Origin of the sequence: Streptomyces sp. NPDC001406 (assembly GCF_042895285.1) — a bacterium.
Taxonomy (GTDB): domain Bacteria; phylum Actinomycetota; class Actinomycetes; order Streptomycetales; family Streptomycetaceae; genus Streptomyces.
Map to the genome: position 1 here is coordinate 135,820 of NZ_JBIAWG010000016.1, position 14,778 is coordinate 150,597.

The 14,778-nt window shown below is 68.9% G+C and carries 18 protein-coding genes; 13 read left to right on the plus strand and 5 right to left on the minus strand.

Features of this window, described 5'->3' with window-relative positions:
* Positions 1 to 22 precede the first annotated feature (22 nt).
* The 13 genes from ACFY1J_RS34260 (at position 23) to ACFY1J_RS34320 (ending at position 9,886) form a co-directional block, all read left to right on the plus strand.
* Positions 23 to 2,251: a cell division protein FtsK gene (locus ACFY1J_RS34260; RefSeq protein ID WP_390732568.1), complete on the plus strand. Its 2,229-nt coding sequence runs from the start codon at positions 23 to 25 to the stop codon at positions 2,249 to 2,251.
* A 141-nt stretch (positions 2,252 to 2,392) separates the two neighbouring features.
* Positions 2,393 to 2,665, plus strand: coding sequence for a hypothetical protein (locus ACFY1J_RS34265; protein ID WP_390732590.1), 273 nt, complete (start codon positions 2,393 to 2,395; stop codon positions 2,663 to 2,665).
* Positions 2,662 to 2,856: a hypothetical protein gene (locus ACFY1J_RS34270; RefSeq protein WP_390732569.1), complete on the plus strand. Its 195-nt coding sequence runs from the start codon at positions 2,662 to 2,664 to the stop codon at positions 2,854 to 2,856. Before ACFY1J_RS34265 ends, ACFY1J_RS34270 begins: the two co-directional genes overlap by 4 nt.
* Positions 2,857 to 2,870: 14 nt before the next feature.
* A complete protein-coding gene (locus ACFY1J_RS34275; RefSeq protein ID WP_390732570.1) occupies positions 2,871 to 3,473 on the plus strand; it encodes a hypothetical protein in 603 nt (200 codons plus the stop codon).
* A 1-nt stretch (position 3,474) separates the two neighbouring features.
* Entirely contained in the window at positions 3,475 to 3,624 is a 150-nt protein-coding gene (locus ACFY1J_RS34280; protein ID WP_390712591.1) for a hypothetical protein, read from the plus strand.
* Positions 3,625 to 3,627: 3 nt separating this feature from the next.
* A complete protein-coding gene (locus tag ACFY1J_RS34285; RefSeq protein ID WP_390732571.1) occupies positions 3,628 to 3,813 on the plus strand; it encodes a hypothetical protein in 186 nt (61 codons plus the stop codon).
* 5 nt (positions 3,814 to 3,818) lie between these two features.
* Positions 3,819 to 4,280: a single-stranded DNA-binding protein gene (locus ACFY1J_RS34290; protein WP_390732572.1), complete on the plus strand. Its 462-nt coding sequence runs from the start codon at positions 3,819 to 3,821 to the stop codon at positions 4,278 to 4,280.
* A gap of 85 nt (positions 4,281 to 4,365) precedes the next feature.
* Positions 4,366 to 5,289 carry a bifunctional DNA primase/polymerase gene (locus ACFY1J_RS34295; RefSeq protein WP_390732573.1) on the plus strand — a complete coding sequence of 308 codons (924 nt, stop codon included), beginning with the start codon at positions 4,366 to 4,368 and terminating at the stop codon, positions 5,287 to 5,289.
* A complete protein-coding gene (locus ACFY1J_RS34300) occupies positions 5,286 to 6,698 on the plus strand; it encodes a phage/plasmid primase, P4 family (protein ID WP_390732574.1) in 1,413 nt (470 codons plus the stop codon). The genes ACFY1J_RS34295 and ACFY1J_RS34300 overlap by 4 nt, the downstream gene beginning before the upstream one ends.
* Before the next feature lie 63 nt (positions 6,699 to 6,761).
* On the plus strand, positions 6,762 to 7,034 hold the full coding sequence (locus ACFY1J_RS34305; RefSeq protein WP_390732575.1) for a helix-turn-helix transcriptional regulator: 273 nt from the start codon (positions 6,762 to 6,764) through the stop codon (positions 7,032 to 7,034).
* A 74-nt stretch (positions 7,035 to 7,108) separates the two neighbouring features.
* Complete coding sequence (locus ACFY1J_RS34310; RefSeq protein WP_390732576.1) at positions 7,109 to 8,350, plus strand: tyrosine-type recombinase/integrase; 1,242 nt, start codon at positions 7,109 to 7,111, stop codon at positions 8,348 to 8,350.
* A gap of 95 nt (positions 8,351 to 8,445) precedes the next feature.
* Positions 8,446 to 9,105 (plus strand): DUF4145 domain-containing protein, encoded by a 660-nt coding sequence (locus tag ACFY1J_RS34315; RefSeq protein WP_390732577.1) that lies wholly within the window; start codon positions 8,446 to 8,448, stop codon positions 9,103 to 9,105.
* 280 nt (positions 9,106 to 9,385) lie between these two features.
* Positions 9,386 to 9,886 carry a hypothetical protein gene (locus ACFY1J_RS34320; RefSeq protein ID WP_390712582.1) on the plus strand — a complete coding sequence of 167 codons (501 nt, stop codon included), beginning with the start codon at positions 9,386 to 9,388 and terminating at the stop codon, positions 9,884 to 9,886.
* An 82-nt stretch (positions 9,887 to 9,968) separates the two neighbouring features.
* On the opposite strand, the gene ACFY1J_RS34325 is transcribed toward ACFY1J_RS34320, so the two are convergent.
* The 5 genes from ACFY1J_RS34325 to rpsB form a co-directional block, all read right to left on the minus strand.
* Entirely contained in the window at positions 9,969 to 11,120 is a 1,152-nt protein-coding gene (locus ACFY1J_RS34325; protein WP_390712581.1) for a phosphatidate cytidylyltransferase, read from the minus strand.
* Positions 11,120 to 11,677 carry a ribosome recycling factor gene (frr, locus tag ACFY1J_RS34330; RefSeq protein ID WP_067041614.1) on the minus strand — a complete coding sequence of 186 codons (558 nt, stop codon included), beginning with the start codon at positions 11,675 to 11,677 and terminating at the stop codon, positions 11,120 to 11,122. The genes ACFY1J_RS34325 and frr overlap by 1 nt, the downstream gene beginning before the upstream one ends.
* Before the next feature lie 143 nt (positions 11,678 to 11,820).
* Positions 11,821 to 12,579, minus strand: a complete 759-nt coding sequence (gene pyrH / locus ACFY1J_RS34335; protein ID WP_390712580.1) for a UMP kinase — start codon at positions 12,577 to 12,579, stop codon at positions 11,821 to 11,823.
* A 200-nt stretch (positions 12,580 to 12,779) separates the two neighbouring features.
* Entirely contained in the window at positions 12,780 to 13,625 is an 846-nt protein-coding gene (gene tsf / locus ACFY1J_RS34340) for a translation elongation factor Ts (protein ID WP_390732578.1), read from the minus strand.
* Positions 13,626 to 13,806: 181 nt separating this feature from the next.
* Positions 13,807 to 14,718 (minus strand): 30S ribosomal protein S2, encoded by a 912-nt coding sequence (gene rpsB / locus ACFY1J_RS34345; protein WP_390712578.1) that lies wholly within the window; start codon positions 14,716 to 14,718, stop codon positions 13,807 to 13,809.
* Positions 14,719 to 14,778: the final 60 nt, after the last annotated feature.

Genomic DNA, 14,778 nt, shown 5'->3' on the forward strand with positions numbered 1-14,778 from the left:
CCCAAAAGTGGAAGGAAGCTCAGTGAACCACCCCGACGACAACGAACTGTTCAACCGGCTCGAAGCCGAGATGGCCGCCGACTCCCGCCCCGACTCGGGGGGAGAGGTGGTCGACCTCGACAAGGCCCGATCGGCCCGTACCGAGTCGGCCGACCCGACCGCCCGACCGGATGCCGACCGGTCGCCCGACTCGCACGCCGACGAGTCGGCCGACCCGGCCACCCCCGTCATGGTCGACCAGCCGACCGCGAGGGCGGCCGGTCCGGGCTACCTCGGTCGGCTCGCCGCCGCCAAGCGCCGCGACGTGATCCCCATCTGGCTGCGCTCGACCGCCGAACTGCGCACCGCCGCCCGATGGGTGGCCCGCCACTACACCCACACGGCTGGCTACCACGCCGTCCGCTCCCCGGTGTACGCCGCCCGCCTGACCATGCAGGCACCGACCGGACTTGCCCGGTTCGTCGGCGGCACCATGCGGTGGGTCGCCGACCGCGAGGGCGAACCGGTCCGACTCGCCGCGGTCCGGCGCGAGGACGCCGCCGAGTACCTGAAGCTGTCGCGGCAGCGCGACGGACGGGTCCGGATGCGCACCCTCGTGGCCGTGCTCGCCATGTTCGTCGGGCTCGGCTCCGCGCTCGCCATCTACGTGCTGGCCCCCGACTGGTTGCAAGACCTCGCGGTCGGCGCCCTGGTACTGGCGCTCGGCTACAACGGCCGCCAGGCCGACAGCCCCGTCATCCACCGCGCGGTGGATGTTCCGAAGGCATCCAAGCTCACCTCGGACATCGTCCTGCGGGCGCTCGGGGCGATCGGCGTTCCTGCGATCAACCAGGCGCAGGCCAAGGGGCGGGACGGGTTCGAGTTCACCGCCCCGATCACCCGCGACGGGCCCGGCTGGCGTGCGGAGGGCAACCTCCCCTTCGGCGTCACGGTCACGGACGTGATCGAGAAGCGGGAACGCCTCGCCTCGGGTCTGCGCCGGCCGCTGGGCTGCGTGTGGCCGGAAGCGGAGTCAGAGGAACACCCCGGCCATCTGGTGCTGTGGGTCGGTGACCAGACCCTCAAGGCCGCCCCGAAGCCCATGTGGCCGCTGCTGAAGTCCGGCACCGTGGACTTGTTCCAGGCCATCCCGTACGGCACCGACCAGCGCGGACGCTGGGTCGCGGTCACCCTGATGTTCATCGCCGGGATCATCGGCGCGATCCCCCGCATGGGCAAGACGTTCCTTCTGCGGCTGCTGCTGCTCATCGCCGCGCTGGACCCGCGCGCGGAGCTGCACACCTACGACATGAAGGGCACCGGCGACCTCGATCCGGTCGGCGAGGCCGTCTCGCACCGCCATGGCGTCGGCGAGGAGGACGAGACGATCTTGTACGCGCTCGCCGACTTCCGCGCCCTGCGCGAGGAACTGCGGCGCCGCACCAAGGTGATCCGGTCGCTGCCCCGGGACATCTGCCCCGAGTCCAAGGTGACCAGCCAGCTCGCCGACAAGCGCTCCCTCGGCCTGCACCCCATCATCATCGGGGTGGACGAGTGCCAGGTCCTGTTCGAGCACGCCGAACACGGCAAGGAGTTCGAGGCCATCGCCACCGACCTGGTCAAGCGCGGTCCTGCCACCGGGATCGTGCTGCTGCTGGCCACCCAGCGCCCGGACGCCAAGTCGCTGCCCACCGGCATCAGCGCGAACGCCAGTACCCGGTTCTGCCTGAAGGTGATGGGCCAGACCGAGAACGACATGGTGCTCGGCACCTCCAGCTACAAGCGCGGGGTGCGAGCCACGATGTTCGCGTGGGGCGACAAGGGCCTGCACTACTTCGTCGGCGAGGGCTCTGACGCCCGGATCGTCTCCAGCACCTTCCTGGACGCGCCCATGGCCGAACGCGTCGCCACCCGCGCCCGCACCATCCGCGAGAAGGCCGGACGGCTGTCCGGCTACGCCCTCGGGGAAGCCCCCGAGGTGGTCACCGGCCCGTCCTACGACCTGCTCGCCGACGTTGCCGTGGTCGTCCCGTCCTTGGAAGAGCGGGTGTGGAACGAGCGGATCGCCGCCCGCCTCGCCGAGCTGCGGCCGGAGGTCTACGGCGGCTGGAAGGGCGAGAACGTCACCAGCGCGCTCAAGCCGCACGGCATCCGCACCCGCGACGTGGCCGGCACGACCGACGACGGCAGCCGCACCACCCGCCGGGGCATCGTCCGCGCCGACCTCATGAAGGCGATTGCGGAGCGTAACGAAAACCCGGGCGCCGCATAGCCCCGGCACGGTGCTACCGGTAGCAGGCACACCTGCTACCGGTAGCACCCCCGCTAGCACCCCAAACCCGCCCCCACCTGTGATCTAGCGGATAGCACCCCACCTGCGGAAACACCGGAAAACCCGCCCGGAGGGCCCATGATGACCCCCATCCTCCTTGCTATCACCTGCCTGCTCGCCGTCACCCTGAGTTACGGCGGGCTGTGTGCGGCCTCGCCGTTCGGCAACTGCCGCAAGTGCCGCGGCATGGGCCACAAGCTCAAAACCGACCGCAAGGGACGCCTCAAGCGCGGCAAGGACTGCCGCCGCTGCCACGCCACCGGCAAGCGCATACGCATCGGCCGCTGGCTCTACAACCGCTGGGCCCGCATCTACCGCGCGGGCACCGACACTCGCCCGGAGACACCGCGATGACCCTCACCTTCTCCGCCGTCCTGCTGTTCGGCGTCGCCTCCGCCGTCGCCGTCAAGACCAGGGCCACCGGCGCGGGCGCCGCGGTGCTGCTGTTCCTGTTCGGGTTCTTCACCGCCGGGACCGGCGCCTACGGGCCCATCCACGACCTGGTGGCGTCCTTCGCCCGCTTCCTGTCCCAGCTCGGCAACTGACGGGAGACACCCCCGTGAACCTACCCATCATCGCGCGGCACTGGCTTGTCGCTGCCGCGCCCAAGGCCGCCCCCGCCATCACCACCACGACCGTGCTCGCCCTCGCACGGATCTGGAACGCCAACGGCGCCGAACACTCCGTCGGCAACGCCGCCCTCATGACCGTCCTCGCCGCCGGGGCCGCAGCGGGCGGCGCGTCGCTGGCCCGTGCCGGAGAACCCGTGCTCGCCGCTGTCGGCTACGCCGTCTCCGGCAGCCTCGCCCTCGCGGGCGTCGCCGGATACTCCGACGGCCTGTCCCTGCCCCTGCTGCTGTGGGCACTGGCCACCGTGCTCGCCTACTGCTTCGCCGCCCGCCACTGGCGCCAGGAGCGCCGCGACACCCTCGACCACGAGCGGCACCTGAGCGAGCGGCGCGAGGAACACGCCCACATCGAACGTGTCGAAACCATCCGCGCCACCACACAGATCGAGGTAGCCCGCACCGGCGCCGCCTACGCCGAACAACTCGCCGCCGCCCTGGTCCACCGCGCCGCGCTGCCCGGCTTCGACCCCACCGCCCTGGAGCGCTCGGGACTGCCCGCACTGCCCTCCCTCGACATCACCAAGGAGCACTGAGGTGGACATCGACCCGGACGAGATCGTCACCGTCGAACTGCGCTGGGACAACGGCGGATGGCTGCCGGAGACCTACAGCCGAGACCTCACGCGCCGTCAGCTCGGAGACCTGCTCTTGCAGGTCGACGACATGGCCGCCGAGGCGGAGTGAGTCGTGTTCGAGATCCGCGTCATCTGCCCGCCCGGCGACGCCGACCGCGTCAGCGCCGCTCTGGCCACCGCATTCGCCACCGGCCAGGCACGCCGGTACCCCACCCGCGACGGCAAGCGGCTACGGCTGTACGTCACCGCCGACCACCACGACTCCAGCACCAACCCCCACCACACCGAAAGCGAGTGATCCCCATGGCCGTGGGAGAGACCCCCATCACCGTCGTCGGCAACCTCACCGACGACCCCGAACTCCGCTTCACCCCCTCCGGGGCCGCACTGGCGAAGTTCTCCGTCGCCTCCACCCCGCGCACCTACGACAAGACCTCCGGCCAGTGGCAGGACGGCACCGCGATGTTCCTGCGCTGCACCGCATGGCGTGACCTCGCCCAGCACGTCGCCGAGAGCCTGACCAAGGGCATGCGCGTGGTCGTCACCGGCCGCCTGCGCCAGCACAACTGGCAGAACGACCAGGGAGAGAACCGCTCGATGCTCGGCCTGGAAGTCGACGACATCGGCCCCTCGCTCCAGTTCGCCACGGCCAAGGTCGAACGCGTCCAGCGCAAGGGCGCCACCCCCGCCCCGGCCGCCGACCCGTGGAACACCGCCGCCCCCGCCGGCGGCGACCGGCGCCAGGGCGACGAGCCGCCCTTCTAGATACGCCCGGGGCGGGCGCCGTCTCACCACAAGCCTGCGCCCGCCCCGGTTCTCCCGTCCCTCCAAGAGAACAGGAACCCCCAGCATGCCTCAATTCGCCGAGACCTCGCGAGAGCGCACCAAGCCGCGTCCGGGCGCCCCGCACAGCCATCTGTGCGCCGCGCTGGCGCTCGCCGCGCGCGGTGTGCCGGTTCTGCCGCTGCGCGCGGGGAAGGTGCCGTTCGGGAACTGCCGCGCGTGCGCCAAGAACGTCTGCGGCGGACGCCCGAACATGAAGTCCGCCGGCCCCTGCCGCTGCCCCGCCCCCTGCCACGCGTGGGCCGCCGCCACCACCGACCCGGCCGTCATCGGCTCCCCCCGGTGGGCAGTGGCATGGGAACACGCCGTCTGCGTCGGCTACCACCCCGGCGGGGTGCGGCTGACCGTGGTGGACCTGGACAACGCGGCGGCCGTCGCATGGGCCCGCGGGGCCCTGCCCGACACCCGTACCGTGGTCACGACGCGCGGCGAGCACTGGATCTACCGGGACGCCATGCGCTCCCACAACGCCGTTCGGCCCGGCGTCGACATCAAGTCGCTCATGGCCTACGCCCGCTGGCTCGGACCCGGCACCGGCACCATGACCGGCCTGCCACCCGCCGTCCGCGCACTGGCCGAACGGGAAGACACCACCCCCGCCCGTGGGGAGGTGGTCTCTTCCACCCCCGCCCGCGCCGTGTGGGACCGGTCTGTTGCCACCGGATGCCGCCACACCGAGCGCTTCGTACGCACCGGTCTCGAACACGGCCTCGCCCTAGTCCGTGAGCGCACCGAATCCGGCGCCGGATCCCAGGCGTTCGGCGTGGCCCGGTTCCTCGCCGCGCAGCACACCGACTGCCCTGGGCCCTGCGGGCTTCCCGTCCTCGCCGAGGAGATCGTGTCCGCCGCCGTGGCCGTGGGGGTCCCTGAGGCCTACGCCCGCCGCGCCGTCGGCAACGGTCTCGACACGGGCCCGGGAGCCGCAACGTGACCGGCACGGAAGAACTCCCCCCACCCACACACCCGATGGCCGTCGCCCGCCGTCTGCTGCCGGACTGGCAGACCGACGACGGCCGGCTCACCTACCGGCGCTGGCGCGCCTCATGGATGCGCTGGAACGGAACCTGCTGGCGCGAGATGGACGAAGCCCAGGTACGCAAAGCCATGTACGAGCGGCTCGAACACGCCGTCTACCTCGCGCCCGGCAAGGACGGCGGACCCGAGGAACGCGACTGGGCACCGACCAAACCGAAGATCAGCAACCTGCTCGATGCCCTCGGATCCATCACCCTCCTGCCCACCGACACCGACGCCCCCGCCTGGATCGACACCGACGGCACCACCGTGGACGCCGTCGGCGAGGGGCCAATCGTGGCGTGTGAGAACGGGCTGTTGCGGATCCGGGACCGCGCGCTTCTGCCGCACGGCCCCCACTTCTTCAACCTCGTCTCCGTCCCCTTCGCCTACGACCCCACCGCCACGGCACCCACCTGGGAACACTTCCTGGGGCAGATCTGGCCCGAGGATCCCGACGCCATCCACGCCGTTCAGGAGTGGTTCGGCTACGTCCTCTCAGGCCGCACCGACCAACAGAAGATCCTTCTCATGGTCGGCCCGTCCCGCTCCGGCAAGGGAACCATCGCCCGCGTCCTCAAAGAGCTGGTCGGCAAGGAGAACCTCGCCGGGCCCACCCTCGCCGGTCTCGGCACGAACTTCGGCCTGTCCACCCTGGTCGGCAAGCCGCTCGCCGTGATCTCCGACGCCCGCCTGTCCGGCAACGACAACACTGCCGTGGTGGAACGGCTGTTGACGATCTCCGGTGAGGACACGATCGACGTGGACCGCAAGTACCGCGCGGTATGGACTGGCAAGCTCCCCACCCGGCTGATGATCCTTTCCAACGAACTGCCGCACTTCGGCGACTCCTCCGGCGTCATCGCCCGCCGGTTCGTGGTGCTCAGCATGACGGTCTCCTGGCTCGGCAGGGAGGACCCGACGTTGTTCGGCCGGCTCATCACCGAGATGCCCGGGATCCTGAACTGGGCCCTGGACGGGCTCGCCCGGCTCCAGGCCAAGGGCCGCATCACGGAACCGGCGTGCAGTCGTGAAGCGATCACCTCCATGCAGGACACCGCCTCACCCACCAGCGCGTTCGTCCGCGAACGCTGCACCACGGGACCCACATGCAGCATCCCCGTGGACACGCTGTGGGCCGTCTGGCGGGACTGGGCAGAGGACAACGGCGTGAAGCCCGGCACGAAACAGCTCTTCGGCCGCAACCTCCAGTCCGTCATCCCCCAGCTCAACCGCACCCGGCCCCGGGACGCGTACGGCCGGCAGGTAGCCACCTACACCGGCATCACCCTGAACGCGTCCGAACCACATTGGCCTGAGTCGTGACTCATCGCGACTCAAGCCCCCTCCCAACCCGCTCTGAGTCGCGATGAGTCACGACTCAGAGCAATGTCACTCCAACTCATGGAGGACCCCGTGAGCGCGACCGCCCCTTCCCCGGCCGACCCTCGCGCCACCCTTCGCGGCGGACTCCCCGACCGGTACCTCACCCCCGACGACATCGCCGAGATGTTCGAGGTGCCGAAAGAGACCGTCTACCAGTGGCGGAAGAAGCGCACCGGCCCGCCCGGATTCCGCGTCGGCAAGTACGTCCGTTACGACCCCGCTGACGTCCGTGCCTACATCGTCCAGCGCAAGAACGCCGAGCAAGAAGCCGCATAACTGAACCATCACAACACACAGCAGGGAGAGCCTTGGGCTCTCCCTGCTGTGTGTTGAGAGAGGACCGCCGCCACATGGCAGGCCACATCCAAGACCGCTGGTTCAAGACCGAGACCGACGCCAACGGCAAAGAGGTTCGTGTCAAGACCGACCGCTACGGCACGGGCATGCGCTACCGGGCCCGGTACATCGGCCCCGACGGCACCGAGAAGTCCAAGAGCTTCCCTGACGGACAGAAGCGCCTCGCCGAGAAGTGGCTCACCAACACCGCGTCCGACATGTCGCGCGGCCACTACATCGACCCGCGCGCAGCGCGGATCACCTTCAAGACCTACGCCGAGAAGTGGCTCAAGGCTCACACAGCCGACGTGTCGAGCCAGATCGTCACCGAACAGCGGCTGCGCCTGCACGCGTTCCCCGTCGTGGGCACACGACCGCTGGACTCGTTCCGCCCCGAGCACATCCGCGAACTCACGAGCACGCTGGAGGCGAACCCTGCCGTGAGCGGCGCGTACGCACGCAACATCTACGGCGACGTTCGCGCCGTGCTGAGCGCGGCCGTGGACGACGGCCTCTTGCCCCGTAACCCCTGCTCCGCTAAGTCCGTTCGCCCGCCGGCGGCCGAGCGGCGCCGCGTCATACCGTGGCTTCCCACCCAGGTGCACGCGGTCCGCGCGGCGCTCCCCGAGCGGTACCGGACCATGGTCGACACCGGAGCAGGGTGCGGACTGCGACAGGGGGAGATCGTTGGTCTCGCTGAGGACGCGATCGACTTCGAGGGCGGCATCCTGCGGGTGGTCCGGCAGGTGAAGCTCATCCGGGGGAAGGCCGTGTTCGCCCCGCCGAAGTGCAACAAGGAGCGGGACGTACCGCTGCCGTCGTCGGTGGCTGAGGCCCTGCGTGTCCACATGGACGCCTTCAAGCCCGTTGGGATCACGTTGCCGTGGCGGAAGCCGGACGGCCCGAAGGTGTCGGCCCGCCTCCTGTTCACGAACACCGCGAGCGGGGTCGTGTGGCGCAGCAACTTCAACATCCAGGAGTGGAAGCCCGCGCTCGCGGTCGCTGGCCTCATCCCGGACGCTGGGGAAGACGGCAAGTACGCGTCGGCACGCGAGCACGGCATGCACGCGCTGAGGCACTTCTACGCGTCCGTCCTGCTGGACGCTGGAGAGAGCATCAAAGCCGTTAGCCAGTACCTCGGGCATACCGACCCGGCGCTGACGCTGCGGGTGTACGCGCATCTCATGCCGAGCAGTCAGCAGAGGACCCGACGAGCCATAGATGCAGCGCTGCGGCAGCAGCCCATAATTCCGTGACGGGCACAACTTGCGGGCCCTAGCCTTCCGTTATGGGAGAAGCTAGAACGTGCGGCTGGTGCGGTGATCGCTGCAACATGCAGATAGTTCACGAGGTGGCCATCGCGGGTGGCTGGGGCGGAGACGCCGTCAACGTAGTGTTTCAGTGCGATGGCTGTGACCGCCTCAGTCTCGTCACCGGACAGCGACAGGGAGACCCCTTCGCGGGCGTCCGGCGTCTGGTGCTCAACCACTCCGACTGGCTCCCACGCCAAGTTGGTAAGCGCACGTTCGAGGATGTCCCGGCGCCCATTGCCGACATGGCTGCAGAAGCTCATCAGTGCCTCGGTATCGAAGCTAACCGTGCAGCCGTAGCGCTGGCACGTGCGGTTGTGGAAGCAACGGCGAAGGAACGAGGCATCGTCAGGGGCAGCCTCGAAAAGAAAATCGACAAACTGTTCGATGACAAGCTCATCCGCGAGTACGTCCGGGATGCCGCTCACGAAGTTCGCTTCGGCGGAAACGAGGTCGCGCATGGCGACCTCGTTTCAGAACCGATGGACAACGCCACCGCAACGGAAATTCTGGGTCTGATGGACGAGATTCTGGACGAAGTCTTTCAGTCTCCCGCTCGTGTAGCGCGTCTCAAACAACAGCGACTGGAGCGGGAGCAACGTCTTAAGGCGGGGGGAACCGACTCCCCCTCCGACCCCGACGCGCCGGACGGCGCTTCCATAGCGGAGATTGCGCTCCCCGATGTCAACGAACCTCTCTAAGGAGTCTTGACGGCCCAGCGACGGCCCAGCAACCGCCGATCGGCTCCCGCTAGCGGCAAACGCGCAGGTAAGAGGCCGGTTCCCGCCGGAACACTGCAAGTTCTCCGGGCTTAGGCATGGCTGTACCAGTGTCGCAGATCCACATGGGTGGCCCGGGGGCCCACCGTTTCGCCGTGGATGGATCACAGTCGCCGCGCTTGGCGCGAACATGACCGAAGAGACATGACGTGTTCACGTTTGATTTGCACGGACACCTCCCCTGCCCTCAATTCTCGCGATCATGAAACCGCTGAAGACCCTGCGCCTGACCGTGCCCATGGGACTCGCCGCCCTCATGCTCACCGTGGCGGGCTCGCTGTCCACGGCGTCCGCGGCGACCGACTGGACGTACAAGAACGCCTACGAGGGCAACTGCCTCACCGCGTCGACCGTGACCGACAGAGTCTGGTCGGGCTCCTGCAACCAGTCGCCGGGCACCTACTGGAACTGGGGCGGCGAAACCTGGCAGGACTACCCCTCCGGGCGGACGTACCGCCGGCTGGTGAGCGCGGCCACCGGCCAGTGCCTCACCACGGACACCAAGTCCGCCACCAACGCTCTGTGGATGTCCGCCTGCGGGAACGGTCCCGATCAGTTCTGGAACGCCGACTACGACGACCTGCGCAACCTCGACGGAAACCTTCTGCGCACCTCGGCCAACGGTGATGCCGTCTACTCCACCCCCTGGGGCCAGGACGGCATCGAGACCTCACGCTGGACCTGGTACGGCACGCACTACTGACGCCGACCGCTCCACGACGCACACGCAGGCGAGCCCCCGTCCTCGGTGAGGGCGGGGGCTCGCTCGCGGTGGTGGGCCGTGGCTATGCCGAGCCGACGAACAGGACCAGCAGCAGCCATACCACCGGTGCCGTCGGCAGGAGCGAGTCCAGGCGGTCCATGATGCCGCCGTGGCCGGGGAGCAAGGTGCCCATGTCCTTGATGCCCAGGTCCCGCTTGATCATGGATTCGCCGAGGTCGCCGAGCGTGGCGCTGGCCGCGACCGCGAGGCCCAGCACCAGGCCCTGCCACCAACTGCCGCCGTCGATCAGGAACTGCATGCACAGGGCGCCGGCCACCATCGCGAAGGCGACCGCGCCGAGCAGGCCCTCGCGGGTCTTGCCGGGGCTGATGCGCGGGGCGAGCTTCGTCCTGCCGAAGCGCCAGCCGACGGCGTACGCGCCGGTGTCGCTGACGACCGTCAGGAGGAGGAAGGTCAGGACGCGGAACGGGCCGTCGTCGGCCGTCAGCATCAGCGAGACGAACGTGGCCAGGAACGGCACGTAGAACGCCGCGAAGACACCGGCCGTGACATCCTTGAGGTAGCCCTCGGGCGGCTCCGTCATGCGCCAGACCAGCACCGCGAGCGCGGTCAGCGCCATCGCCACCCAGGCGCCCTCGACACCCCGGACGTACCCGGCGACGACCATCGCGGCGCCGCCGAGCGCCAGCGGCACCAGGGGCGCCTTGATGCCCTTGCGCTCCTGGAGACGGCTGGTCAGCTCCCACAGGCCCACCACGACGGCGACCGCTATGACGCCGACGAACACGGCCTTGACGATGAACAGAGAGGCGACGATCACCACACCGAGCCCGACGCCGACGCCTATGGCAGCACTCAGATCGCGGCCCGCACTCTTTTTCTGCGGTGCGGGCGCCGGCTGCGGTGCGTCGGGCATGGGCTCCGGATTCTGCGGCGTCACCGGGTAGGGCTGCGCCGTCGGGGTCTCGTCTCGGAACAAGGGGCCGCTCAGCCGGGCGGCCCCCCGGTCCTCATCCTGGTCTCCGCCGTACGCGGGTACGTCGTCGGGCACGATGGGCATGGGGCGAGTGTGCTGCGCGTCAAGCGCATCGTACGCGGGACCCGCCGGGGCGGCTCCCTGGGCATGGCCCTGGACGTAGCCGTGGCCATGCCCCTGGTCGGTGGGCCCCCAGTACCCGGTCTGTGGCGGCGCCCCCCAGGAAGAGTCGTTCATCAGACCTCGAGCAGCTCCGCTTCCTTGTGCTTCAGGAGCTCGTCCACCTGAGCCACGTATTTCGCGGTGGTGTCGTCGAGCTCCTTCTCCGCACGGCGGCCCTCGTCCTCGCCGACCTCGCCGTCCTTGATCAGCTTGTCGATGGCGTCCTTGGCCTTGCGGCGCACGGAGCGGATGGACACCCGCGCGTCCTCGGCCTTGCCCTTGGCGACCTTGATGTAGTCGCGACGGCGCTCCTCGGTGAGCTCGGGGAACACCACGCGGATGATGTTGCCGTCGTTGCTCGGGTTGACGCCCAGGTCGGAGTCGCGGATCGCCTGCTCGATGTTGCGCAGGGCGCTCTTGTCGAACGGGGTCACGACCGCCATGCGCGGCTCCGGCACGGAGAACGAAGCCAGCTGGTTGATCGGCGTCGGCGCGCCGTAGTAGTCGGCCACGATCTTGTTGAACATCGCCGGGTGCGCACGGCCGGTGCGGATCGCGGCGAAGTCCTCCTTGGCGACCACGACGGCCTTCTCCATCTTCTCCTCGGCTTCGAGGAGGGTCTCTTCGATCACCACTTGCTCCTGCGTGTCTTGAGTAGGCCCGGCTGCGTTCCTTGGCGGTGGCGGCGGCCGGCTGCGTCGCGTCTTCTTCCTGCACGGTTCCCGACCGGCAGGACATTGTCCATCCCCCGGTCAGGGACCGGGTGCATCTACGGTCAGTCCCGGGTGCCCTGGTCACCCACCAGCGTGCCGATCTTCTCACCCTTGACGGCCCGCGCGATATTGCCCTCCGCGAGGAGCTCGAACACGAGGATCGGCAGCTTGTTGTCGCGGCACAGCGTGATGGCGGTGGCGTCGGCGACCTTGAGGTCGCGCGTGATGACCTCGCCGTAGCCGAGGGAGTCGAACTTGACGGCGTCCGGGTTGGTCTTGGGGTCGGAGTCGTAGACCCCGTCCACCCCGTTCTTGCCCATCAGCAGCGCCTCGGCGTCGATCTCCAGGGCGCGCTGGGCGGCGGTGGTGTCGGTGGAGAAGTACGGCATGCCCATACCGGCGCCGAAGATGACCACACGGCCCTTCTCCAGGTGGCGCACGGCGCGCAGCGGGATGTACGGCTCGGCGACCTGACCCATGGTGATGGCGGTCTGCACCCGGCTGTCGATGCCCTCCTTCTCCAGGAAGTCCTGGAGGGCGAGGCAGTTCATCACGGTGCCGAGCATGCCCATGTAGTCCGAGCGGGCCCGGTCCATGCCGCGCTGCTGGAGTTCGGCGCCGCGGAAGAAGTTGCCGCCGCCGATGACGACGGCGATCTCCGCGCCGTCCCGCACGACGGCCGCGATCTCGCGGGCGATCTTGTGTACTACGTCGGGGTCCACGCCCAGGCCCCCGCCGCCGGAGAATGCCTCACCGGACAGCTTCAGCAGAAACCGGCCGTGTACTTTGCCGTCATCGCTCTTCTGGGGCTTGGTGGTCATGGAGATCCCGCCTCTTTCACGTGTTGCACATACGAAGAAGGCCATTGCCGATGGGGTCGTTTTTCGCTCCCATGCGCGGCAATGGCCTCCTCGTCAGATCTGCTGTCGTCCGTCACGCGCGTGTGCGGGGCGGCATACGCGAACGGAACGGCCGACTGCTGTCGACCCTATCGGGGTCGCGCGTCGATCGCGGTACGGACTCAGATGCCGACCTTGATGCGCGTGAAGCGCCTCAGGGTGACACCGGCCTCGTCCAGCACCTTCTGGACCGACTTCTTGTTGTCCAGCGCGTACGGCTGGCCGAGCAGCGTGGCGTCCTTGAAGAAGCCGTTGACACGACCCTCGACGATCTTGGCGATCGCGGCCTCGGGCTTGCCCTCGGCGCGGGTGGTCTCCTCGGCGATGCGGCGCTCGGACTCGACGACCTCGGCCGGGACGTCCTCCTTGGAGAGGTACTTCGGCGCGAAGGCGGCGATGTGCTGGGCGACGCCCTTGGCGACGGCAGCGGCCTCATCGTTCTGCTTGTCGAGCTCGACGAGGACACCGATCTGCGGGGGCAGGTCGGGCATCGTGCGGTGCATGTAGGCGGTGACGAAGCCGTCGGAGAACTGCGCGAAGCGGTCCAGGACGATCTTCTCGCCGAGGTTGGCGTTGGCCTCGTCCACGAACGCCTGGACGGTCTTGCCGGGCTCGATCTCGGAGGCGAGCAGGGCCTCCAGGTCGGCCGGGGAGGTCTTGGCGACGTGCTCGGCGATGGTGTTGGCCACGGCCTGGAACCTGTCACCCTTGGCGACGAAGTCCGTCTCGCACTTCAGCTCGACGAGAACGCCGGAGGAGTTGTCGTCGGCGATGATGGAGACCACGGCGCCGTTCTCGGCGGAGCGGCCCTCGCGCTTGGCGACGCCCTTCTGGCCCTTGATGCGCAGCGCCTCGACAGCCTTCTCGACGTTGCCCTCGGCCTCGTCCAGCGCCTTCTTGCAGTCCATCATGCCGGCGCCAGTGAGCTCACGAAGCTTCTTGACGTCGGCGGCGGTGTAGTTCGCCATGAGTCTGTGAATCTTTCTCGAAGTCTGGAGGATCGAAGATCAGGGGATCTGCAGTTCCCGTATAGCCGGGGCTGCCGACGCGCCGCTGATCCGCGGGTGAACGGCGGGGGCGGACTTCACCGCGCCGGAGGCGCTGATGGATGGAGTGCCGCCCCCGCCGTCAACACTGACGCTGACGGAGTCAGGCCTGCTCGCCCTCGGCGGCCGGGGTCTCGGCAGCGGGAGCCTCGGCAGCGGGAGCCTCGGCGGCGGGGGCCTCGGCAGCCGGAGCCTCGGCGGCGGGGGCCTCGGCAGCCTCGGCGGCCGGAGCCTCGTCCTTCTTCTCGCCCTCGAGCAGGTCGCGCTCCCACTCGGCGAGCGGCTCGCCCGCGGCCTTCTCGCCCTTCTCGCCGGTGGCGACGCCGGAGCGGGCGATGAGGCCCTCGGCGACGGCGTCGGCGATCACACGGGTGAGCAGGGTGACGGAGCGGATCGCGTCGTCGTTGCCCGGGATCTTGTAGTCGACCTCGTCGGGGTCGCAGTTGGTGTCGAGGATGGCGACGACCGGGATGTTGAGCTTCCGGGCCTCACCGACCGCGATGTGCTCCTTCTTGGTGTCCACGATCCAGACGGCGCTGGGCACCTTCTGCATCTCGCGGATACCACCGAGGGTCTTCTCCAGCTTGGCCTTCTCGCGCGAGAGCACGAGAAGCTCCTTCTTGGTCAGACCGGACGCGGCGACGTCCTCGAAGTCGATCTGCTCGAGCTCCTTGAGGCGCTGCAGACGCTTGTAGACGGTGGAGAAGTTGGTGAGCATGCCGCCCAGCCAGCGCTGGTTGACGTAGGGCATGCCGACGCGGGTGGCCTGCTCGGCGATGGCCTCCTGCGCCTGCTTCTTCGTGCCGACGAACATGACCGTGCCGCCGTGGGCGACGGTCTCCTTGACGAACTCGTAGGCGCGGTCGATGTACGACAGCGACTGGAGCAGGTCGATGATGTAGATGCCGTTGCGCTCGGTGAAGATGAAGCGCTTCATCTTCGGGTTCCAGCGACGGGTCTGGTGACCGAAGTGGACGCCGCTCTCCAGCAGCTCCCGCATCGTGACGACGGCCATGGCCGTTCTCCTTGAGTTTCTCGGTTGTGCCGCGGGTACCGGCCGGCACCCGCGCCTGAC